The sequence below is a fragment of the Ruegeria sp. CDSC002 genome (assembly GCF_059610905.1).
The window spans coordinates 357,558-378,608 of record NZ_JBXWOM010000003.1 but is presented as its reverse complement, the minus strand read 5'-3'; the positions used below and the strand labels follow the sequence as shown (position 1 = coordinate 378,608).

The window sequence follows — 21,051 nt, the reverse complement described above, 5'->3', positions numbered from 1 at the left end:
GTCAGCGACGACCAAACCGAAAGCTGTTGTCTGGCTTACCCGCAAAGCAGCGCGGGACGACCGGGTAACTTTCGGTCAGGAAATAGGCATACGTTCCAGATGGATATTCAGGCGAAATCGTAAAGGCTCCGTTACATTCATCCAGACTTCCGGCGCCTGCTACATAAGCGTAGTCCTCATTGAACGTGCCATCATGCTTTCCGTCGGGTGCGCTTCCTCCAGGGCGGTTGCCGCTTTTCAATCTGTACGACGACTTCATTTGCGTCACTTTCCCATCCAAAACGCCGGTCATTGCGTAAATCGGGAAGCCGTCTGCCGCGTATCCGATCAGCGGTGAATGTTGGCTGGGTGTATAGTTCAGCAGCTCAATAAAGCCCGTGGGGATGCCGTGGTAATGATATTTTCCATTGGGTTGCACATGGGCATAGTTTTCGTCGAACCCCAAAGTAACCGCGCCCCCAAGCGCATTGTAGGACCAGCCTGAGCGGGGATTGCCGTGCCAAAACTCTGCGGCCAACGGGTCAAACACGACGCCGTTTAGAGACACACCAAAGTTCCAACCCATTTCAAGCGGGGTGGTGGATCGATTGGATTTCGGGTTCGTCGGTACTTTCAAGTTGACGCGCTGCTCGGAAATGCTGTGCGGATTGCCTTGGTTCGGAAAGCGCCCGACAAGGTGATCGGGGATCCCGTTGGCCGAGACGCGTATACTTTTGCGGGTCTCAGAGATTTCAGAGTGGCTGTGCCCCGGATCAACCGTTGCGGCCTGCAGGCGCAACGGTCGTGTTTCCGTTTCGTCATGATACCGAAATCTATGCTGAGCGGTTGCTATGGCGGCAACGGCAGAAAGGGCGAATGCTACGCTCCAAACGGCGACGGTTTTGGTCATCAAAATCACCTTTGCAATTTATCAGTGATAATGAAACGCGCAGGTTTGGCTGTTCCGTCGAAAAAGTTTGTGGCCGAAACGAAATCGCCCGGCTGCTGAACAACCGGGCGATTAGACTTGTTAGGCGAATGCGGCGTCTTAATCCGCGGTCAAAAGCGGAGGTTTGTCGCCCGGAATTCTTGGCTGATCGGGGCCAAGGATATCCAGGTTCAAATCGCCTTTCTTGACAGACACGCGGACCACACCACCCTTGGCCAGCTTGCCGAACAGCAACTCCTCGGCCAGTGGTTTCTTGATGTGTTCCTGAATGACACGACCCAGAGGACGTGCACCCATCTTGTCGTCATACCCTTTTTCCGCCAGCCACGCGGCGGCTTTGGGGGTCAGATCGATGGTCACATTGCGATCCAGCAATTGCGCCTCAAGCTGCAGAACGAACTTCTCGACCACCTGCAGGATGACCTCTTTCGGTAGTGGCGCGAATGAGATCACAGCGTCCAGGCGGTTGCGGAATTCCGGCGTGAACATACGTTCGATTGCGGCCGTATCCTCGCCTTCGCGTCGGTCACGGGCAAAGCCGATGGCGGCCTTGGCCTGTTCCTGCGCACCTGCGTTCGAGGTCATGATCAGCACCACGTTGCGGAAGTTCACCGTACGTCCATTGTGATCGGTCAACTCACCGTGGTCCATCACCTGCAACAGGATGTTGAACACGTCCGGATGGGCCTTTTCGATCTCATCCAGCAGCAGCACGCAATGCGGATGCTGGTCGACGCCATCGGTCAGCAGACCGCCCTGATCAAATCCTACATAGCCCGGAGGCGCGCCGATCAGACGGCTGACGGCGTGCTTCTCCATGTACTCTGACATGTCAAAGCGCAGCAGTTCTACACCCAGCGTATCCGCCAGCTGTTTCGCTACTTCGGTCTTACCCACACCGGTCGGGCCGGCGAACAGATAGTTGCCGATGGGCTTTTCAGGTTCACGCAGACCGGCACGCGCCAGTTTGATTGCACTGGACAGCGCCTCGATTGCCAGATCCTGACCGAATACGACACGTTTCAGCGAGGCCTCGAGGTCTTTCAGCACCTCGGCATCATCTTTGGTGACGTTCTTGGGTGGAATGCGGGCGATCTTGGCGACGACCGCCTCGATTTCCTTGACCCCGATGGTCTTGCGCCGTTTGCTCTCAGCCACCAGATGCTGCGCCGCACCAGCCTCATCGATTACATCGATGGCTTTATCGGGCAGTTTACGGTCGTTGATATAGCGGGCCGACAGTTCCACCGCGGTCTTGATCGCATCGGCGGTATATTTGATCTCATGATGCTCTTCGAAATAGGGTTTCAGACCGCGCAGAATTTTCACGCTATCTTCGACCGAAGGCTCGCTCACGTCGATCTTCTGGAACCGGCGGCTCAGCGCGCGGTCTTTTTCAAAATGCTGACGGAATTCCTTGTATGTGGTCGAGCCCATGGTGCGCAGCTTGCCGCCCTGCAGGGCAGGTTTCAGCAGGTTCGACGCATCCATCGCGCCACCCGAGGTGGCACCGGCACCGATCACGGTGTGGATCTCGTCAATGAACAGCACCGCGTCGGGGTGGTCCTCCAATTCGGTCACAACCGCCTTCAGGCGTTCCTCGAAGTCGCCGCGATAGCGGGTACCTGCCAGCAGAGCACCCATGTCGAGAGAATAAATTGTGGTCTCAGACAGCACATCTGGCGCTTCGCCGCCAACAATCTTGCGTGCCAGGCCTTCGGCGATGGCGGTCTTACCCACGCCCGGATCACCCACCAGCAGCGGGTTGTTCTTGCGGCGGCGGCACAAGACCTGAATACAACGCTCAACCTCGTCAGCTCGACCGATCAACGGGTCGACATCGCCTGCGCGCGATTTAGCGTTCAGGTCAATGCAGTACTTCCCAAGCGCGCTTTCCTTTTGTTCGCCTTCGGTAACGCCAGGTTGAGCTTCTTCCTCGACCTGATCCGCGCCGGATACCGAGCGGTTTTCGCCGTACGCAGGGTCTTTGGCCACGCCATGCGCGATGAAGTTAACCGCGTCATAGCGCGTCATGTCCTGCTCTTGCAGGAAATAGGCCGCATTGCTTTCACGTTCGGCGAAGATGGCGACCAGAACGTTTGCGCCGGTCACTTCGGTCCGGCCCGAGCTTTGGACGTGGATCGCCGCGCGTTGTATGACGCGCTGGAAAGCGGCCGTTGGCACGGCCTCGGAACCGTCGATATCCGTGACCAGATTGGACAGGTCTTCGTCAATGAATTCGACCAGAGTGCTGCGCAGTTCTTCCAGATCGACGCTGCAGGCTTTCATGACGCGGATGGCGTCAGGTTCTTCCAGTAACGCCAGAAGCAGATGCTCTAGCGTGGCAAATTCATGACGCCGTTCATTCGCAGCTGCCAAGGCCGCGTGGATGGCTTGTTCTAATGTGCTCGAGAATGAAGGCACGCGGGTGCTCCTCTGTCTTGGGTCGAAAGGGGCAGGCTTCGGCCGGAACCCCATCCCAACCATGTCCTCATACTATTAGAGTTTGGTTGATCGTGGCCCGGCTTCAAGGGTTTTCTTGCTCTTGACAGTCACATTTCACGTGACCGTGGCCGTGAGGAAGGCAATTTGGGTACTAGAAGCTGTCTTTTCTAGTCCGAATTTCAGCAAAAACGTCTGCGGGGTCTGAATTTTGCATTCCCAAATGAGCCTGAATCGCCGGGTCAGCGGCCCGCAAGAACGGGTTTGTGGCCTTTTCCAGCGCCATCGTCGAAGGAACCGTGGGTTCTCCGGCAGCGCGAGCGCGGTTAATATCATCCGCGCGTTTTTGCAGTGCGGCATTGGTGGGATCGACGGTTAAAGCGAATTTTGCGTTTGATTGCGTGTATTCGTGGCCCGAGCAAACGATTGTCTCATCGGGAAGCGCGGCCAGCTTGCTGAGAGAGGCCCACATCTGCGGTGCCGTGCCTTCGAACAAGCGTCCACACCCCAATGCCATGAGGCTGTCTGCTGTGAAAACCACTGCGCTGTCCGGCATGTAAAAGGCGACATGGCCAACAGTATGGCCGGACACATCCAGCACCCGAATCTGCTCGCTTCCGAATTCAAACGTATCGCCGTCGCTGACCTGCTGATCCAGCGGGGGCAGGCGGTGTGCATCGGAGGCCGCGCCAACAACTTTAGCCGGGTGCTTTTCCAAAATGGCAGACAGGCCATCCACATGGTCCCAATGGTGATGGGTTAGAAGAATATGGGATAATGTCCAGCCGCGCTTGTCCAACTCGGCCAGAATGGGTCCGGCTTCGGGCGCGTCGACCAGTGCGGTATTGCCGCTTGCGGCGTCATGCGCCAGAAATGCGTAATTGTCGCTGAGACATGGGATGGTAACGACCTCAAGAGGCATGGCCTTTTGCCCTTTCGTTGCTAGACTGCGCCCAGCTAAGCCGATTGACCGGGTGTCTGCAATGCATCTTGATGTGCAGGATTTGAGGAACTTCTACTATCGCAGCACTCTGGGTCGTGCCGCGCAGGCGGCGATCCGTGGGCGACTGATCGAGCAATGGCCCGAGGCCAAGGGGCAAACGGTTGCTGGATTCGGCTTCGCGGTTCCATTGCTGCGTCCTTATCTTGCGGACGCCCGCCGCGTGATCGGTTTGATGCCAGGCCCGCAAGGCGTCATGCCCTGGCCCGCCGGAATGCCCAATGTGTCGGTTCTGACCGAAGAAACCCTGTGGCCGATTGAAACAGGTCATGTCGACAAGCTGATTGTGATGCACGGGCTTGAAACCTCGCAGCGGCCCAGCCAATTGCTAAATGAGTGCTGGCGCGTGTTGGGGCCAGGGGGGCGCGCATTCTTTGTCGTGCCCAATCGGGCTGGTTTGTGGTCGCGGACGGATAAGACCCCGTTTGGCTTTGGCCGACCGTACACAGCCTCGCAGCTGGAAAGTCAGCTCAAGGCGCACCACTTCATCCCGGAAAGCCATTGCTCGGCTCTGTATCTGCCGCCGTCATTTCGCCGTTTCTGGCTGAAGTCGGCGAGCCTGATCGAAAAGACTGGCCAAAGGCTGCCAACAGTCATGGCAGGCGGAGTGCTTATGGTTGAGGTGACAAAACACATCCGACCGCCCAGCGGCAGTGTTGCAAAGGATGCCGAACGTCGTCCGATAAAGGCACTTGATGGCCTTCTGAAACCAGCCTGAGCAGCCCGGTCGTTTTCCCTCTTCAATTCGCAAAAATTGAGGGAAAAAGGACACAGGAATCGCAAAAACCTACACTTTCGTAACATTTTTCGTCTGCTTCAGCCGGATAAAAGGGTCGCACCCTCCTTAAGTAATTGAAATTGAACATTTTGTGGATAAACCTGTTGCCGTGATAATATATTGCTAGCTGGGTTCGGCTCTGCTACATCCCCGGTGATTTTGATCCCCGACCGTCTGGCCGGGGTTTCTTCACGCCCCCGGGGTAGCTGCCGCAACGCGAATTCGGGGCCCAAAATATCGGAAGGGTGGACGTGTCCGAACCAGCTTCGATTTCCACAGGCATTGCCAAGCGCTATGCCACCGCGATCTTTGAGATCGCCAAAGAGAATAATGACCTCGCAGGTCTGGAAACCGGAATCAACGATCTGGCAGCAGCATTGGGCGAAAGCGCCGAACTGCGCGACCTGATCGCATCGCCTCTGGTTTCGCGTGCCGAACAAGAAGGCGCCATTACCGCAATCGCTGACAAAATGGGTCTGCACGCCATCATGCGTAACACGCTGGCTCTGATGGCTCAGAAGCGCCGTCTGTTCGTAGTTCCCGAGTTGGTGCAGGTTCTGCGCGACATGCTGGCGGACGAACGTGGCGAAGTGACCGCCGATGTCGCGTCGGCCAAGGCGCTGACCAAGACACAACTGGAAAAACTGTCCAAGACGCTGTCCGAGCGTGTGGGCAAGACCGTGACAATAAATGCGACCGTTGATGAAAGCCTCATTGGCGGTCTTGTCGTTAAAGTGGGCTCGAAGATGATCGATAGCTCGATCCGTTCGAAGCTCAACTCCCTACAGAATGCAATGAAAGAGGTCGGATAAATGGGAATCCAAGCTGCAGAGATTTCTGCAATCCTGAAGGACCAGATCAAGAATTTTGGTCAGGAAGCCGAAGTGGCCGAAATCGGTCGCGTGCTGAGCGTCGGTGACGGGATTGCCCGCGTATACGGTCTGGACAATGTGCAAGCGGGTGAGATGGTCGAATTCCCCGGTGGCATCATGGGCATGGCGCTGAACCTGGAAAGCGACAACGTTGGTGTTGTTATCTTCGGTTCCGACCGTGACATCAAAGAAGGTGACATCGTCAAGCGCACCAACTCGATCGTGGACGTTCCGATTGGTAACGGTCTGCTGGGTCGTGTTGTTGACGGTCTGGGCAACCCGCTGGACGGCAAAGGCCCCATCGAATCCACCGAGCGTGGCGTTGCTGACGTCAAAGCACCTGGCATCATCCCGCGTAAATCGGTTCATGAACCGATGGCAACCGGCCTGAAATCGGTTGACGCGATGATCCCGATTGGTCGTGGCCAGCGTGAGCTGATCATTGGTGACCGTCAGACCGGTAAAACTGCCGTTGCTCTGGACGCCATCCTGAACCAGAAAACCTACAACGATGCAGCAGGCGACGACGAGTCGAAGAAGCTGTACTGCGTTTACGTTGCGATCGGCCAAAAGCGTTCGACCGTTGCGCAGCTGGTGAAGAAACTGGAAGAGTCCGGCGCGATTGACTACTCGATCGTTGTGGCCGCAACCGCGTCCGACCCGGCGCCGATGCAGTTCCTGGCACCCTATGCCGCGACCGCAATGGCCGAATTCTTCCGCGACAATGGCCGCCACGCACTGATCATCTATGATGACCTGTCGAAACAGGCTGTGTCCTATCGTCAGATGTCGCTGCTGCTGCGTCGTCCGCCCGGACGTGAAGCCTATCCTGGCGACGTTTTCTATCTCCACTCCCGCCTGCTGGAGCGTTCGGCGAAGCTGAACGAAGACTTCGGTGCTGGCTCGCTGACCGCTCTGCCGGTTATCGAAACGCAAGGTGGTGACGTTTCGGCGTTTATTCCGACCAACGTGATCTCGATCACCGACGGCCAGATCTTCCTGGAAACCGAACTGTTCTATCAGGGCATCCGTCCTGCTGTGAACACCGGTCTGTCGGTTTCGCGTGTGGGCTCTTCGGCTCAGACCAACTCGATGAAGTCGGTTGCCGGTCCGGTTAAGCTGGAACTGGCTCAGTACCGCGAAATGGCTGCGTTTGCGCAGTTTGGTTCCGACCTTGACGCCGCGACCCAGCAGCTGCTGAACCGTGGTGCGCGTCTGACCGAGCTGATGAAGCAGCCGCAGTACTCGCCGCTGACCAACGCTGAAATCGTCTGTGTCATCTTCGCCGGCACCAACGGTTACCTCGACAAGATCGACGTTTCCGATGTTGGCCGTTACGAAGCTGGCCTGCTGGCGCACCTGCGCGGCAAGCACGCCGACCTGCTTCAGTGGATCACCGACGAAGATCCCAAGATCAAGGGCGACGCTTCCGACAAGATCAAGGCTGCGCTGGACGAATACGCCGCAACCTTCGCTTAAGGGAGAGGCGGGCACATGCCAAATCTTAAGGATCTTAAAAACAGGATCGAGTCGGTCAAATCGACCCGCAAGATCACCAAGGCCATGCAGATGGTCGCGGCTGCAAAACTGCGCCGCGCCCAAGAATCTGCCGAAGCCTCGCGTCCCTATGCTGAACGGTTCAATGCCGTGATGGCGGGGCTGGCGGCATCGGTCGGGGGCAGCGACAGCGCCCCCAAGCTGCTCCGTGGTACGGGCAGTGATGATGTCCACCTGCTGGTTGTCATGACAGCTGAACGCGGCCTGTGTGGCGGCTTCAACTCGAGCATCGCCAAGCTGGCCCGTGTCAAAGCGGAAGAGCTGCGCCTGAAAGGCAAGACGGTCAAGGTTTTGACTGTCGGCAAAAAAGGCCGCGACGCGCTCAAGCGTGACCTTGGCGATCTGTTCGTTGGACATATCGACCTGAGCGAAGTCAAGCGTCTGGGTTACACCAACGCGCAAGACATCGCCAAGGGCATCCTGTCCCGTTTCGATGGGGGTGAGTTCGATGTTGCCACGATCTTCTACTCGAAGTTCGTCAACGTTGTGACCCAGATCCCGACGGCACAACAGGTCATCCCAGCCTCGTTTGAGGATACCGAGGGCGACGACAGTGGTGCCGTGTTCGACTACGAGCCCAGCGAAGAGGCCATTCTGGCCGACCTGCTACCAAAGGGGGTTGCGACTGCAATCTTCTCGGCTCTGCTCGAAAACGGAGCCTCGGAACAGGGTGCACGTATGTCCGCGATGGACAACGCAACACGCAACGCGGGTGAGATGATCGACAAGCTGACGATCCAGTTCAACCGTTCGCGTCAGGCCGTGATCACCAACGAGCTGATTGAAATTATTTCCGGCGCTGAGGCGCTGTAGAGACAAACCGGAGACGAAACATGGCGAATGCAAAAGGCAAAGTCACACAGATCATCGGGGCCGTCGTCGACGTGCACTTCGAAGATCAGCTGCCAGAAATTCTGAACGCGCTGGATACAACCAACAACGGCAAAAAGCTGGTTCTGGAGGTTGCACAGCATCTGGGCGAAAACACTGTCCGCACCATTGCGATGGACGCAACCGAAGGTCTGGTTCGCGGCGAAGCTGTAACTGACACTGGCGCACCGATCGCGGTTCCGGTCGGCAACGCAACACTGGGACGAATCCTGAACGTTGTGGGCGAACCTATCGACGAAAAAGGCCCCGTTGAAACCAAAGAAACGCGCGCCATTCACCAGCCTGCGCCAGACTTTTCGGATCAGGCAACGGAATCCGAAGTTCTGGTTACCGGCATCAAGGTTGTTGACCTGCTGGCCCCTTACGCCAAAGGCGGTAAGATCGGTCTGTTCGGCGGAGCCGGCGTTGGTAAAACAGTTCTGATCATGGAGCTGATCAACAACATCGCCAAAGTGCACTCGGGCGTGTCCGTGTTCGCGGGTGTTGGTGAACGGACCCGTGAAGGCAACGACCTGTATCACGAGATGATCGAATCCGGTGTTATCGTTCCCGAAAAGCTGGAAGATTCGAAAATCGCGCTGGTGTACGGCCAGATGAACGAGCCTCCGGGTGCACGTATGCGGATCGCTCTGTCGGGCCTGACCCTTGCGGAACAATTCCGTGACGCAACCGGTACCGATGTTTTGTTCTTTGTCGACAACATCTTCCGCTTCACACAGGCAGGTTCCGAAGTGTCCGCCCTGTTGGGCCGTATCCCTTCGGCGGTGGGCTATCAGCCGACGCTGGCGACTGACATGGGCGCGATGCAGGAACGGATCACCTCGACCAAGTCGGGCTCGATCACCTCTGTGCAAGCCGTCTACGTCCCTGCGGATGACCTTACCGACCCCGCGCCTGCGACGTCGTTCGCGCACCTCGATGCGACCACCGTTCTGAACCGTGCGATCTCGGAAAAGGGTATTTACCCTGCTGTTGACCCGCTCGATTCGACCTCGCGTCTGCTTGATCCGGCAATCGTCGGTGAAGAGCACTATACCGTTGCGACCGACGTTCAGCAGATCCTCCAGCGCTACAAGTCGCTGCAGGACATCATCGCCATCCTCGGCATGGACGAACTGTCGGAAGAGGACAAACTGACCGTGGCCCGTGCCCGTAAGATCGAACGCTTCATGTCGCAGCCGTTCGACGTGGCACAGGTCTTCACCGGCTCGCCCGGCGTTCAGGTTCCTCTGGATGTCACCATCGCGTCGTTCAAGGCCGTTGTGGCCGGCGAATACGATCACCTGCCCGAGGCAGCCTTCCTGATGGTTGGCGGCATCGACGACGTGATCGCCAAAGCGGAGAAGATGGCCGCAGAAGCCGCCTAAGGAGCAAACCTGATGGCAAACACGATGCAATTCGACCTCGTCAGCCCCGAGCGGAGCCTTGCTTCGCACAGCGCGACCGCGGTCCAGCTTCCCGGCGCGGACGGGGACATGACGGCGATGCCTGATCATGCCCCCACCATCACGACGCTGCGCCCGGGTATCCTGAAGGTCGAGGCACCCGAAGGGTCCAGTGAATATCTGGTCACCGGCGGGTTTGCTCAGATCAATGGCGATGGCCTGTCGGTTCTGGCTGAAAAAGCCATTCCGGTCGCCGAAGTGACACGGTCGCATCTGGACGATCTGGTCGCCGAGGCGCGTGCTTCGCACGAAGCAGCCAAGGCAGGCGATGATCAGACAATTGTCGATGACGCTGCCAAACTGCTGGCCGACATGGAAGCCCTTGGAACGCATATGAGCCTGTAAGGCTCACCGCATTCCGACAGTTAGAAACGGCCCCGTAAACACGGGGCCGTTTTTTTTATCGTGATTTTATCAATGCGACGGGTTAAGGTCCGGAATTACATAGATAAAGACAAATCAATGAAGACGTTTCGAACCCATCCAATTGGTATTGACCAAGGCGAGGCAGTTATTTTTTCCGAATTCGCCGATGGTGGCGAAATGTGGACGGGCGAAGGACCGCGCCAGCGGCGTTCGAGCGTTATGTTCAACCAACCCTTCCGATCAAATCCGGTGGTTCAGATCGGTGTCTCTTTGTGGGATGTGGATACATCTTCCGCTCTGCGCGCCGAAGTCACGGCTGAAGACATCACGCCAGAGGGCTTTAGCGCCGTTTTTCGCACATGGTCCGATACACGGATCGCCCGGATACGGGTCACATGGACCGCCATCGGAGAGGTGGCCCATGACGACGATTGGAATATCTCTTAACGCATCCGGGGGCTAAGGTCTGGCAATACCTTTGTTATTTTTGCTCATAGTTACTGCAGCGCAGAATTGAAATATTCCAAGAACTGAATGGGAAATCCTGTGAAGCGGACGGTCGAATAAGTCGCCAAAGCACCGATTAGAAAGTACACCGGCACTCGAACCAGCGCATATCTGCGCAGAAGAACGCCAACTAACCCAATGACGATCGAGGCAACAAGCAATAAAACCGAAGTATGAAAAGCAATCCGAAAGAACTGATACGCGGTCTCGGTTGCAACTTTTGTAGCTCCGGCTCCTAGAATTAAGCTTGTGCATGCACAAACGTCGAATATCAGGCCTAAAACAGAACTAAGCGTCCGCGCCCTTTTGGACGCCGTGCGGTTCTGACCCGGGCCTGTTTCTGACCCGTCGGAGATTGGTTCGATCCCCTGTTTATTGGCCGCAGTGAAGCCTCAGTACATCAGGACAACGCCAACCACCAGCGCCACCGCGCCCGCAAGCCCCAACCCGGCTGCTGCACCGATCCCGTAGCTCTGCTTTATCGCTTCGTAGTTTTCGTTCGCCTGCCTTACCGCATGTTGTCCGGTGCTCATTAACACAGCGCCAATCAATACCTTTCCGTAATTTGGTCGGGATGACGGGGTTTTGGCAGCCCTTTGTGCAAGAGCAGAATTCGGCTGTGGGCTTTTGGCGTTGATGCGTTGAATTCGATCTTGAAAATTGGTGTTTGACATATGGTATCTTCTTTCAGCTTCGAAATCACTTCATCGTGCCGACGGAATGTGGTGACAATTGGTCGGGAGGGAGCTTCTGAGTTTTCCCAAACAGGCGCAACGTTGAAACCCGTTGTAACTGGGTGTGCGACAAGGACGGGCGGCTAGGCTGAACCACCCACCCGGTTCATAGGGGGCAGGCGCTACATGTTTGCATCCGTGTCGTGGACACGCGGTGATGCACTTAGTTTCACTTTGAATGGCCTTTGGAACGGAGCCCTAACCGTCTTTTTCTTCGATCATGTCCACACGGGTTGCGTGACGCCCGCCTTCGAACTCGGCCTCCAGAAACGCATCTACGATATCCAGGGCCTGACCTTCACCCACGACACGTGCGCCAATCGACAGCATGTTGGCGTTGTTGTGCGCGCGGATCATGCGGGCCGAGAAGGCGTCAGAACACACGCCACAGCGAATGCCCGGAACCTTGTTGGCCGCCATCATGATGCCCTGACCTGTACCACACAGGACGATCCCAAGGTGGCAATCGCCCGAGGCAACGGCCTGAGCCGCAGCTTTACCGTGGATGGGATAATGTGTGCTTTCAGGCGTCTTGGGGCCGATATCGACGACCTCCCAGCCTTGCGCTGCGATGTGGTCGGCGACCGCTTGGCGCAGCTCGATAGCCGCGTGGTCGCTGGAAAGAACAATGCGTTTTGAGGCTGTCACGGGTACGTCCTGTCTTGCTGTGTTGACAAAAAAGGGCGGCTGTAACGCCGCCCAACTCGGTCAGTCCATGTGATACATCGACTCGTAGATCGGTGTCAGTGTCTTGTCCTCGAACAATGAAGACACGCTTGTTCCGTTCCAGATGTTCAGGATCGCCTGAGTAAAAATAGGCGCGGTTGGCACGATGCGGATGTTCTTGGCGTTGGTGATCTCTTTGGTGGGCTGGATCGTGTCGGTCAGCACCAAAGATTTCATTACAGAATTCGTCACACGTTCGACCGCCGGACCGCTCATGACGCCGTGGGTGATGTACGAATGTACCTCTTTCGCGCCGTTATCCAGCAGGACCTGAGCGGCCTTGCAAAGCGTACCGGCAGTGTCGCACATGTCGTCGACGATCAGGCAGATTTTGTCTTTGACGTCGCCAATCACTGTCATCTCAGCCACTTCGCCAGCCTTTTCGCGGCGCTTGTCCACGATCGACAGGGGGGCGTTGATGCGCTTGGCCAATTCCCGCGCGCGGGCAACGCCGCCAACGTCAGGTGATACGACCATAAGCTCGTCCAGATTGTCCTGGAACTGGTGTTTCACATCCAGCGCAAAAATCGGCGATGCATAAAGGTTGTCGACAGGCATGTCGAAGAACCCCTGAATCTGAGCTGCGTGCAGGTCCATGGTCAGGATCCGCTCGATCCCTGCACCGGTCAGCATGTTGGCCACCAACTTGGCGCTGATTGGCGTCCGCGCCTTGGTGCGGCGGTCCTGACGGGCGTAACCAAAGTAGGGGATCACGGCGGTGATACGCTGTGCAGAAGATCGACGCAGCGCGTCAGCGATGATCAGCAGCTCCATCAGGTTGTCATTCGCCGGGTTCGATGTCGGTTGGACAATGAACATATCCTCACCGCGCACGTTTTCGAACACTTCGACGAAAATCTCGCCGTCATTGAAGCGTTCGACCCGCGCATCGACCAGATTCTGATCGACGCCGCGATACAGGCTCATGCGTCGCGAGATAGATTCGGCAAGAGGAAGGTTGGCGTTCCCAGCGATAAGCTTGGGTTCGTTGAGTGTCGGCATCGGCTGAGGTCCCCGGGCAGCAATGGCAATGTGACAGATTCGTGATGTTGACACCGCTTAGCACGGGTCTAACGTCCAGCAAAGATAACGCAGCGGAGAAAGTGCAGATGACCCAGATTGACTACTATTTTGCGACACTCTCGCCCTATACCTACCTTGCAGGTATGCGGTTGGAAGAGGTGGCGGCGAAACATGGCGCGACGATCAACTACAAACCGCTGGATATTGTCGCTCTGTTTGGGCGTACGGGGGGCACTCCTCCCAAAGACCGCCACATCTCTCGCATCGAATATCGGGCGCAGGAACTACAGCGACAGTCCAAGCAGCTTGGTATGGAATTCAATCTACAGCCCGCGCATTGGCCGACCAATGCGGCGCCGTCATCCTATGCGATCATCGCTGCGATCAAGGACGGGTCAGGGGATGTTGGCAAACTTGCGCATTCCTTCGTGCGGGCCTGTTGGGCCGAGGAGAAAGACATCGCGCAGGACGATGTGATCCGCGATTGCCTGACAAAGGCCGGTTTTAATCCGGGGCTGGCGGATAGCGGCCTTCTGGTGGGCGCGGAAACTTATGCCGCCAATCTGGAAGAGGCCGTGGATCGCGGTGTATTTGGCGCGCCGTTTTACATCACCGAAGACGATCAGCGGTTCTGGGGGCAGGACCGGCTGGATGATCTGGACCGCCATATGTCGGAACTGAAGGGGTGAGGGACACCCCCCTGGCAGACAACACTTTTGTCAGAACGTTGGGGCAGGGCGCGCGCGAGGTGCTCGCCCTGCACTGCACAATCGCGCATTCCGGGGCGTGGTCGGGGCTGGCGACGGCTCTAGAGGGCGAGGCGACATTTACGGCCCCCGACATGCCGTCCCATGGCCGCAGCGCGGATTGGGATGGGCACGGGGATTTCTTTGACCAAGTGACCCAACTGTCGGCCGCGCATCTGACCGAACCGATGGATGTGATCGGGCATTCCTTTGGCGGGATGCTAGCCCTTCGGCTGGCTGTCGAGTTTCCGGACCTGGTCCGCAGTGCGGTCCTGATCGAGCCAGTGTTCTTTGCGGTTGCGATTCAGGACACGCCCGATTTGGTGCGGCAACATGATGAAGAGGCGAAACCTGTCTCTGATGCGCTCGCGGCCGGAAATTTTGAGCAGGCCGCCCGTTTGTTCAACCGGATGTGGGGCGCACAGGACGGCCCACGATGGCCCGAATTGCCAGAGCGGACACGCGCGGGAATGATCCGTGGTATTCACGTTGTGCCCGCCGTTGATGACGCTTTGTTCCTTGATCAGAAGGGGATGCTGAACCCTGGCGTTCTCGACCGCGCATCTATGCCGGTTCTGATCCTGAGCGGGTCTGAGACGCACCCCGTCATGCCCGCGATCGGAGAAGGTCTTGCCCGGCGGCTTCCCAATGCCGGAACGGGTGTTGTTTCGGGTGCTGACCACATGGTCCCAATCACTCACCCGGATCAGACGGCTGCCGTCATTCGAAAGTTTTGGGGTGGTCTATCCTGAACCATGTTGTGGACAGGATGACGCCCCTAATCCCTGAAATCACAACAAGCCGATGAACCGGTCGATATCATTCGAGTTGATCGACCAGTCGCAGACCAGTCGACAGGCCAGGATCTCGTCGTCATCCGCACCGTCCAGTTCTGCGCCCCACAGATGATAGACCGCACCCGCTTTGTGCAACTGCTTGTGACGCGCGCGCGAAAACTGCGCAAAGATCATGTTGGCTTGCGGCTCATGTAGAAAGGTTGCGCCTTTGCCGCGTAGACCGCCGGCCAAATGCGCGCAGTTGGCGTTGGCTTGTCGCGCCATCTGCAGCCACAGATCATCGTTCAGATATGCGGCCATCTGGGCGGACAAGTAACGATGCTTGGAGAACAGATGCGCACCACGCTTGCGCCGCAGTTCGAATTCCCAGGCCTTGGATTCGTCAAAGAAAACTACCGCTTCGACACCCATCAACCCGTTCTTGGTGCCGCCAAAGCTGACCGCATCGACGCCCGCTTTCCACGTCATCTCAGCAGGCGAGCAATTGAGCGCGACCAATGCGTTAGTGAACCGGGCACCATCCAGATGAACTGGCAGGTCGTATTCTTTGGCGATACTGCACAGCACCTGCAATTCGGCCAGTGAATAAACCGAGCCACGCTCTGTCACCTGAGTGATCGACACGGGCCCACGCTGGGGGCCGTGCACGCCACGTGTTTCTTCGGCCAAAATCGAGCGACGCAGCGCTGCGGGCTCCATCTTGTCGCCGCCCGGCACCAGTGTCAGCTTTGCGCCGCTATAGAACTCGGGCGCGTTGCATTCATCCTCGTGGATATGCGCGACGGGTGAACAGAACACGGTTTCCCATGGGTTTGAGAGTGTCGCCAGAGCCAGCGAATTCGCGGCTGTCCCGGTGGCTACCAGATAAACTGCGGCCCCTGGCGCTTCGAAGATTCCGCGAATACGATCGCGCACTTCGTTCATCAGGGTGTCCGCGCCATAGGCCATTTGATAGCCCTGATTGGCTTCGTTCAATGCGGCCATGACCTGTGGGTGAACCGGACCGGAATTGTCAGAGGCGAAATACATCAGCTGGGTTCCTCAATGATATAGTCTTCCCACTCTTCCAAGGGGGTTTCGAATTCGGACACCGTGCGCCCCTGAACTGACATGCCAGCTGCGTGCACGCTGTCCGGTGTACCTGATATCAGGGGATGCCATTCGTAAAGCGGTTTCCCCTCCCACAGCAGTCGATAGGCGCAGGTTTGAGGCAGCCAATAGGCGTGATCGTCGATGTTGTTGGGCTTCATCACGATGCATTCCGGGACGAATTGGTGGCGGATGTCGTATTGCGTGCAGCGGCAGGTCTCATCGTCCAGCAGACGGCAGGCGACGCAGGTCAGGGCGACCTCGCCGGTGTCCTCATCCTCAAGCTTGTTCAGGCAGCATTTGCCGCAGCCGTCGCACAAGGCTTCCCATTCGCGCTGGTTCATCTTGGTTAGGGGTTTGCGTTCCCAGAACCGCGGGCCAAGGCCTTTGCGATTGATCGGATCGGTGGTCATAGCGCGGCCAGCAGGATGCGCGCCTTGTCACAATCGGCATCCATCTGCGCGATCAGGGCATCCAGCCCGTCAAACGTCATCTCGGGGCGCAGGTATTCGACCAGGCCGACGGACAGGGTCGAACCATATAGATCGCCTGAGAAATCGAACAGGAAGGTCTCGATATTCGGAACCTCTCCGTTGAACATTGGCCGTACGCCGACAGAGGATGCGCCGTGATAGCTGCCCTGATGAGGTCCGTCGAGCACATCGACCAGCACCGCATAGACGCCAAATTTTGGCGGGTGCAACCCTTCGATAGACATATTCGCGGTGGGGAACCCAAGCTCGCGCCCGCGTTGTTCGCCGCCGATCACTTCGCCCTCGACGCGGTGCCAATGGCCCAGCATTGCCGCTGCGTCGCGGGGGCGGCCATCGGTCAGCGCGGTGCGGATACCAGTCGAGGATACCACATCGTCAGACCGTTCCATCAGCGGTGCAATGGTGACGCCAAACCCCATCTCTTGCCCGAACCGGGCCATATCTTCGGCGGTGCCACTGCGCCCTTTGCCGAAACAGAAATCCGCGCCGACCACGACGTGCGATAGACCAAGTCCCTCGCAGATGACATTGCGGGCAAAGCCTTCGGGCGTCAGACCGGCAAGCGCTGCATTGAACGGCAATTCGTACAGCTTTTGTACACCCAGTTTCTCCAACCGGTGCGCACGTGCGTTTCCGCGCATCAGACGAAAAGGTGGGGCATCGGGTGCAAAGTACTCGCGAGGGTGAGGCTCGAACGTCAGAACACCAAGCGGAGCATCCGGGGCCACGCTTTGTGCAAGTTCAATCACCGACTGATGGCCCACATGTACGCCATCGAAGTTCCCGATTGCCACACTGGCACCGCGGTCTTCTGGCTCGACAAACTGGAAATCACGGATGATCTGCATGCAGCTTGCCTAGCGGGACTGGAGACCGGGTTCAAGCACCTGATTGGTCCAAATGCTGCGCAACAAAAAAGGGCACCGTTTCCGGCGCCCTTCAAAAGGATAGAGGTATCGAGGCTTCAGTCGAATTTGCGCGACGGGGCCAGAACCATCGCTTCGCCCACCAACACCTTCTTGCCGTCGACCGCACAGTGACAATCCAGTTTCACGCGACGCTTGGCAAAATCAATATCGATCACTTTGACCTCGGCATAGACCATATCACCGGGGCGCACCGGAGCCAGAAATTTGAGAGACTGACCCATATAGACCGTGCCGTGGCCCGGCAGCTGCTCGCCGATCACGGCCGAGATCAGGCCCGCCGTCAACATGCCGTGGGCGATACGCCCTTCAAAGATCGTGTCGCGGGCATAGTCGTCGTCCAAGTGTACGGGATTCCGGTCCGTCGAAACCTGCGCGAACATCTCGATATCTTCGTCCGTCACCACTTTGCGCAGGTGGCGGGTCATGCCCATCTCGATGTCTTCAATACAGATCGTGCCGCGTGGAAGATTATCCAACATGTCGCCCTCACTCGAGTTCAATGGGCAACAAAACAACTCAAGTTGCCCCGGTTTGGCAACTTTATTACTTCGCAACTGCAGAAAATCAAGTCTTTTCTGACTACCTCAATCGACCGATTGTGTAGGTAGGATTGATGTTTTCCTTTGCAATATAATCACTTAGGGATTCATGATGCGGATGATGCTCAGTTTTTGTTTCCGCTGCGGCCAAACCACCCGAGATGAACAGAGAATCAATCCCTTCGCCCATACCGCCGAGAATGTCCGTATGTGGGCCGTCGCCGATCACAAGAATGTCGCCATCAGGGATGTCATGACCCAATTCCTGCAGCCTGCGCCGCGCAAGATCATAGATCGGCGGGTGGGGTTTTCCGAAATACAGGCTCTCGCCTCCCATCTCGGTATACAGCTTCGCCAACGCGCCCGCGCACCATTCGCGTATCTCGCCCCGGTCAACAACGATGTCGGGGTTGGCGCAGAGCAGCTTCATGCCTTTCTGCTTGGCATAGAGGAAATCGGCGCGATTGACCGCCGGATCCGCCATTGGGTCGAACGGCCCGCAGCAGACGATCCCTTCGGCCTCATCCAGCGGGACACGTTCGATGTGGATCGGATGGTGTAGTATTTTTAGCGGCTCAAAGAAACCCGCGTCGCGTTCCCATTCCCCCATGAAATAGACTTTTTCACCAACCGCCCCACGGAACATGGCCGACCGAGCCGAGTCCCCGCTGGTGGCGATGGTGTCATAGGCATCTGCGGGGACATTGAACTGCCCAAGCTGCTCAGCCACGCCAGCACGCGGTTTGGGTGAGTTGGTGACCAGCACAACGATCCCGCCTTGCGCCCGGTAGTTTTGCAAAGCCGCGACCGCATCGGGATAGGCAGTGATGCCGTTGTGAACGCATCCCCACAGGTCAACGAACAGTGCCTTGTAGCGGCCTGAAATCTCGGAAAGCGTGTGGATGATCTGGGTCATGGGAGCCTCGGGACCTGAAATTCTGAGTTGTGACAGCTATGGCAAAGCTTTCACCTCTTGGCCATCCCGCAATATCAATTGCGGGTCGAACACGGTGTGTCTGATCGCGTCATTCGACGATTTCTTCGACATCGGGTGCTTGTTGGACGTTTTCGGTGCCCAATATGATCTGTGCGCCGATCCTGTTCTGGAAACGCACTACGACCAGAAAACCCGGCCCCAGTTCTTTCTGAAGTACGTCGACCAAAGGCGTGTCACGCAGGGTCTCGGGCAGCAAACCGGCGATCGAGGATACTTTGTAAGCCGCTTCAATCGGAAGGTCCACGATCAGCCAAATATCGGCGTGTTTACGTTTGGCATTCACGTCCACGCGGATGATCTCAACTGAGACCGGATCGGCCCAGTCCCGGATCGTTTGCGCCAACTGCGCCTCGGTCCGGGTTTCGAGGTAACGGTTGTAGGTCGACTTTCCCAGTTGAAGGACAACGAAGGCTAGGAATGCCAGTGTCACCACCACGCTTGCGGTGAAGTTCAGCTTGCGCCTACCCTTGCTAAACACCACCGCCCGCGCTGCATACACGATGTAAACCGCGCAAGCGGACAGAATGATCGCACCAAGGTTGGTGGCAAACAGCAGGCCGGCTTCATAGGCCTCGGCGGGTTCGTCGAAATACAGCAACACACCCGATGCAGACAGAGGTGGCACCAATGACACGCCGATGGCTGCACCGGGAAGTAGGCTGGCCTCGGACCGGTTGATCTGAACGTAGGCGGCGGCCACCCCGGCGGCCAGCGCAACGATCAGATCCTCGGTGCCCGGATCCGTTCTGGCCAGAACCTGATCGGGGATCAGAATACCGCGCGGGACGTCTGCGACATAGACGAGAAGCCACGCCAGCAAGACGCTGATTACCGCCGCGCCGCAGACGATCAGAGCTAACTTGAACGCGCGACCCAGCCACCCCATGACCATCGCGGCCGCGACCCCAAGGATAGGTGTCATCAATGGCGCAACAAGCATTGCGGCAATGACCACCGCACCGGAATCTCGCAGCATGCCCATCGTGGCGATCACAACGGATAAGGTCAGAAGCATGGCAAACCGTCGCCAATAGGCAGATTTGTCCTTGCCTTCAAACCTCAGGATGTCGCGTGTGGTGCTGAACTTGCGGGAACTCATGAACGTCGTCTGACCCAATTCGCTGTCTGGCTATTGATGTCAGACTACCAACGGATGCCATTCGCGCAAAACAATAGTAGCAAAGAAAAAAGGCGCCCGGGAGGGGCGCCTTTCGGTTGGGATGTTTGTCAGCGTCAAACCTTGAGGTTCGGGATGATCTGTTTTTTGCGGCTCATGATGCCAGGCAGGACTACGGCATCGCCGTCCACGCTTGCGCCAAAGCTCTTTTCCGCGACGCCTTTGACCAGATCGTTCGGCACCAGCAGGGTGGCCTCTTCGTTCAGGATATCGACCACGAACAGCAGAACCTGATCAACGCCGTCTTCCTTGGCTACGTCAGCCATCGAACCCGCCAGGCTGGCCTTGCGGTCCAGAACGACGCCCGGTGCAGTGGTTTCCAGAACCGAAACGCGGAACTTGGTGCCGTCGACCTCATATTCCTTGCTGTCCATTCGGATCAGTTCGGCGTCCGAAAAAGACGACACATCCGATTTGGCCGCGAACATTTCCGCGGCATAGGTCGCAACGTCCAGACCCAGATCAGCGGCCAGCCTCTCGGCCACTGCGCGGTCATGTGCGGTGGTGGTGGGTGAGCGGAATTCCAGCGTATCCGACAGGATGCAGGTCAGTGCGGCGGCTTTGATGGCGTCGGGCATCTTGGCGGCGTCGTCACCGATCAGGTCCATCATGATGGTCGCAGTGCAAGCCAGCGGACGCACGGTGATGTCGATCGGGCCTTTGGTTTCCAGACCGCCAACCAGCTTGTGGTGGTCGATGATTGCGCGGATGTCGGCGCTGTTTACGCTGGCTGGCAGCTCGGCCGGGTTGTTGGTGTCCACGATGACTACCGGTGCGCCCTCGGCCACGTCCTCGATGATGCGCGGCTTTGGCAGGTCCCAGCGCTGCAGCAGGAATGCCGCTTCGGTGTTGGGTTCGCCCAGCAAAACCGGCTCAGCCTGTTCGCCTTTGATTTCGTTCAGGTACCATGACCACAGGATAGGTGAGCCTGTGGAGTCGGTGTCGGGGGATTTATGTCCAAATACGAGCGTTGTCATGTCAGCGTCCTGAGGGTGATCATTTTGCGCGCCTTAT

22 protein-coding genes are annotated in these 21,051 nt (G+C 57.5%); 9 read left to right on the top strand and 13 right to left on the bottom strand.

All coding sequences use genetic code 11. The annotated features are described in order from the left end of the window. Window position 1 precedes the first annotated feature (1 nt). The 3 genes from AC2FJE_RS08095 to gloB form a co-directional block, all read right to left on the bottom strand. Window positions 2-889 (bottom strand): YHYH protein, encoded by an 888-nt coding sequence (locus AC2FJE_RS08095; RefSeq protein WP_496696197.1) that lies wholly within the window; start codon window positions 887-889, stop codon window positions 2-4. A gap of 138 nt (window positions 890-1,027) precedes the next feature. Continuing rightward, window positions 1,028-3,352: an ATP-dependent Clp protease ATP-binding subunit ClpA gene (gene clpA / locus AC2FJE_RS08090; RefSeq protein ID WP_058275504.1), complete on the bottom strand. Its 2,325-nt coding sequence runs from the start codon at window positions 3,350-3,352 to the stop codon at window positions 1,028-1,030. A 172-nt stretch (window positions 3,353-3,524) separates the two neighbouring features. After that, window positions 3,525-4,292, bottom strand: a complete 768-nt coding sequence (gloB, locus tag AC2FJE_RS08085; RefSeq protein WP_496696194.1) for a hydroxyacylglutathione hydrolase — start codon at window positions 4,290-4,292, stop codon at window positions 3,525-3,527. Window positions 4,293-4,353: 61 nt separating this feature from the next. On the opposite strand from gloB, the gene AC2FJE_RS08080 reads away from it, so the two are divergent. From AC2FJE_RS08080 to AC2FJE_RS08050, 7 genes are all read left to right on the top strand, one after another. Continuing rightward, on the top strand, window positions 4,354-5,088 hold the full coding sequence (locus AC2FJE_RS08080) for a class I SAM-dependent methyltransferase (RefSeq protein WP_109313357.1): 735 nt from the start codon (window positions 4,354-4,356) through the stop codon (window positions 5,086-5,088). A 311-nt stretch (window positions 5,089-5,399) separates the two neighbouring features. Further along, a complete protein-coding gene (locus AC2FJE_RS08075; RefSeq protein ID WP_058276054.1) occupies window positions 5,400-5,960 on the top strand; it encodes a F0F1 ATP synthase subunit delta in 561 nt (186 codons plus the stop codon). Beyond that, window positions 5,961-7,499 carry a F0F1 ATP synthase subunit alpha gene (atpA, locus tag AC2FJE_RS08070; protein WP_058275507.1) on the top strand — a complete coding sequence of 513 codons (1,539 nt, stop codon included), beginning with the start codon at window positions 5,961-5,963 and terminating at the stop codon, window positions 7,497-7,499. 15 nt (window positions 7,500-7,514) lie between these two features. After that, on the top strand, window positions 7,515-8,390 hold the full coding sequence (locus AC2FJE_RS08065; protein ID WP_058276006.1) for a F0F1 ATP synthase subunit gamma: 876 nt from the start codon (window positions 7,515-7,517) through the stop codon (window positions 8,388-8,390). Between the two features lie 20 nt (window positions 8,391-8,410). Next, entirely contained in the window at window positions 8,411-9,835 is a 1,425-nt protein-coding gene (gene atpD, locus AC2FJE_RS08060) for a F0F1 ATP synthase subunit beta (RefSeq protein WP_058275509.1), read from the top strand. Window positions 9,836-9,847: 12 nt separating this feature from the next. Next, the gene (locus tag AC2FJE_RS08055; protein WP_496755279.1) at window positions 9,848-10,258 is read left to right on the top strand and encodes a F0F1 ATP synthase subunit epsilon; all 411 of its coding nucleotides are present in this window, start codon (window positions 9,848-9,850) and stop codon (window positions 10,256-10,258) included. Between the two features lie 117 nt (window positions 10,259-10,375). After that, entirely contained in the window at window positions 10,376-10,726 is a 351-nt protein-coding gene (locus AC2FJE_RS08050) for an H-type lectin domain-containing protein (protein ID WP_058275511.1), read from the top strand. A 452-nt stretch (window positions 10,727-11,178) separates the two neighbouring features. Here the strand turns inward: AC2FJE_RS08050 and AC2FJE_RS08045 are convergent, their stop codons facing one another. The 3 genes from AC2FJE_RS08045 to AC2FJE_RS08035 all read right to left on the bottom strand — a co-directional run bounded on the left by AC2FJE_RS08045 (window position 11,179) and on the right by AC2FJE_RS08035 (window position 13,248). Then, window positions 11,179-11,319, bottom strand: a complete 141-nt coding sequence (locus tag AC2FJE_RS08045) for a hypothetical protein (RefSeq protein WP_496755277.1) — start codon at window positions 11,317-11,319, stop codon at window positions 11,179-11,181. Window positions 11,320-11,718: 399 nt separating this feature from the next. Further along, window positions 11,719-12,168, bottom strand: a complete 450-nt coding sequence (gene rpiB, locus AC2FJE_RS08040; RefSeq protein WP_496755275.1) for a ribose 5-phosphate isomerase B — start codon at window positions 12,166-12,168, stop codon at window positions 11,719-11,721. A gap of 60 nt (window positions 12,169-12,228) precedes the next feature. After that, entirely contained in the window at window positions 12,229-13,248 is a 1,020-nt protein-coding gene (locus AC2FJE_RS08035) for a ribose-phosphate pyrophosphokinase (protein ID WP_058275513.1), read from the bottom strand. 107 nt (window positions 13,249-13,355) lie between these two features. Between AC2FJE_RS08035 and AC2FJE_RS08030 the strand changes: the two genes are divergently transcribed. Together AC2FJE_RS08030 and AC2FJE_RS08025 are read left to right on the top strand one after the other, a co-directional pair. Beyond that, a complete protein-coding gene (locus AC2FJE_RS08030; protein ID WP_058276053.1) occupies window positions 13,356-13,958 on the top strand; it encodes a 2-hydroxychromene-2-carboxylate isomerase in 603 nt (200 codons plus the stop codon). Beyond that, the gene (locus AC2FJE_RS08025; RefSeq protein ID WP_496755273.1) at window positions 13,955-14,767 is read left to right on the top strand and encodes an alpha/beta fold hydrolase; all 813 of its coding nucleotides are present in this window, start codon (window positions 13,955-13,957) and stop codon (window positions 14,765-14,767) included. Before AC2FJE_RS08030 ends, AC2FJE_RS08025 begins: the two co-directional genes overlap by 4 nt. A 39-nt stretch (window positions 14,768-14,806) precedes the next feature. On the opposite strand, the gene AC2FJE_RS08020 is transcribed toward AC2FJE_RS08025, so the two are convergent. The 7 genes from AC2FJE_RS08020 to AC2FJE_RS07990 all read right to left on the bottom strand — a co-directional run bounded on the left by AC2FJE_RS08020 (window position 14,807) and on the right by AC2FJE_RS07990 (window position 21,014). Beyond that, window positions 14,807-15,841, bottom strand: coding sequence for a threonine aldolase family protein (locus AC2FJE_RS08020; protein WP_496755271.1), 1,035 nt, complete (start codon window positions 15,839-15,841; stop codon window positions 14,807-14,809). After that, a complete protein-coding gene (locus AC2FJE_RS08015; RefSeq protein WP_282118967.1) occupies window positions 15,841-16,314 on the bottom strand; it encodes a YcgN family cysteine cluster protein in 474 nt (157 codons plus the stop codon). Before AC2FJE_RS08015 ends, AC2FJE_RS08020 begins: the two co-directional genes overlap by 1 nt. Next, the gene (locus tag AC2FJE_RS08010) at window positions 16,311-17,243 is read right to left on the bottom strand and encodes a bifunctional riboflavin kinase/FAD synthetase (RefSeq protein WP_496696180.1); all 933 of its coding nucleotides are present in this window, start codon (window positions 17,241-17,243) and stop codon (window positions 16,311-16,313) included. Before AC2FJE_RS08010 ends, AC2FJE_RS08015 begins: the two co-directional genes overlap by 4 nt. Window positions 17,244-17,359: 116 nt before the next feature. Beyond that, on the bottom strand, window positions 17,360-17,803 hold the full coding sequence (locus AC2FJE_RS08005) for a MaoC family dehydratase (protein ID WP_058275996.1): 444 nt from the start codon (window positions 17,801-17,803) through the stop codon (window positions 17,360-17,362). Between the two features lie 100 nt (window positions 17,804-17,903). Beyond that, the gene (locus AC2FJE_RS08000) at window positions 17,904-18,779 is read right to left on the bottom strand and encodes a TIGR01459 family HAD-type hydrolase (protein ID WP_282151786.1); all 876 of its coding nucleotides are present in this window, start codon (window positions 18,777-18,779) and stop codon (window positions 17,904-17,906) included. Window positions 18,780-18,888: 109 nt separating this feature from the next. Next, window positions 18,889-19,959 (bottom strand): DUF389 domain-containing protein, encoded by a 1,071-nt coding sequence (locus AC2FJE_RS07995; protein ID WP_058275520.1) that lies wholly within the window; start codon window positions 19,957-19,959, stop codon window positions 18,889-18,891. 134 nt (window positions 19,960-20,093) lie between these two features. Beyond that, entirely contained in the window at window positions 20,094-21,014 is a 921-nt protein-coding gene (locus AC2FJE_RS07990; RefSeq protein ID WP_496696176.1) for a manganese-dependent inorganic pyrophosphatase, read from the bottom strand. Window positions 21,015-21,051 lie beyond the last annotated feature (37 nt).

Excerpts from the sequence above, each read along its gene's own strand:
- AC2FJE_RS08030 (WP_058276053.1), top strand. The coding sequence starts at position 13,356 with ATGACCCAGATTGACTACTATTTTGCGACACTCTCGCCCTATACCTAC.
- AC2FJE_RS07990 (WP_496696176.1), bottom strand. The coding sequence starts at position 21,014 with ATGACAACGCTCGTATTTGGACATAAATCCCCCGACACCGACTCCACA.
- AC2FJE_RS08095 (WP_496696197.1), bottom strand. The coding sequence starts at position 889 with ATGACCAAAACCGTCGCCGTTTGGAGCGTAGCATTCGCCCTTTCTGCC.
- AC2FJE_RS08045 (WP_496755277.1), bottom strand. The coding sequence starts at position 11,319 with ATGAGCACCGGACAACATGCGGTAAGGCAGGCGAACGAAAACTACGAA.
- AC2FJE_RS08015 (WP_282118967.1), bottom strand. The coding sequence starts at position 16,314 with ATGACCACCGATCCGATCAATCGCAAAGGCCTTGGCCCGCGGTTCTGG.
- AC2FJE_RS08000 (WP_282151786.1), bottom strand. The coding sequence starts at position 18,779 with ATGACCCAGATCATCCACACGCTTTCCGAGATTTCAGGCCGCTACAAG.
- gloB (WP_496696194.1), bottom strand. The coding sequence starts at position 4,292 with ATGCCTCTTGAGGTCGTTACCATCCCATGTCTCAGCGACAATTACGCA.
- AC2FJE_RS08055 (WP_496755279.1), top strand. The coding sequence starts at position 9,848 with ATGGCAAACACGATGCAATTCGACCTCGTCAGCCCCGAGCGGAGCCTT.
- AC2FJE_RS07995 (WP_058275520.1), bottom strand. The coding sequence starts at position 19,959 with ATGAGTTCCCGCAAGTTCAGCACCACACGCGACATCCTGAGGTTTGAA.
- AC2FJE_RS08080 (WP_109313357.1), top strand. The coding sequence starts at position 4,354 with ATGCATCTTGATGTGCAGGATTTGAGGAACTTCTACTATCGCAGCACT.
- AC2FJE_RS08010 (WP_496696180.1), bottom strand. The coding sequence starts at position 17,243 with ATGCAGATCATCCGTGATTTCCAGTTTGTCGAGCCAGAAGACCGCGGT.
- AC2FJE_RS08035 (WP_058275513.1), bottom strand. The coding sequence starts at position 13,248 with ATGCCGACACTCAACGAACCCAAGCTTATCGCTGGGAACGCCAACCTT.
- AC2FJE_RS08020 (WP_496755271.1), bottom strand. The coding sequence starts at position 15,841 with ATGTATTTCGCCTCTGACAATTCCGGTCCGGTTCACCCACAGGTCATG.
- AC2FJE_RS08065 (WP_058276006.1), top strand. The coding sequence starts at position 7,515 with ATGCCAAATCTTAAGGATCTTAAAAACAGGATCGAGTCGGTCAAATCG.
- AC2FJE_RS08005 (WP_058275996.1), bottom strand. The coding sequence starts at position 17,803 with ATGTTGGATAATCTTCCACGCGGCACGATCTGTATTGAAGACATCGAG.
- atpA (WP_058275507.1), top strand. The coding sequence starts at position 5,961 with ATGGGAATCCAAGCTGCAGAGATTTCTGCAATCCTGAAGGACCAGATC.
- atpD (WP_058275509.1), top strand. The coding sequence starts at position 8,411 with ATGGCGAATGCAAAAGGCAAAGTCACACAGATCATCGGGGCCGTCGTC.
- AC2FJE_RS08050 (WP_058275511.1), top strand. The coding sequence starts at position 10,376 with ATGAAGACGTTTCGAACCCATCCAATTGGTATTGACCAAGGCGAGGCA.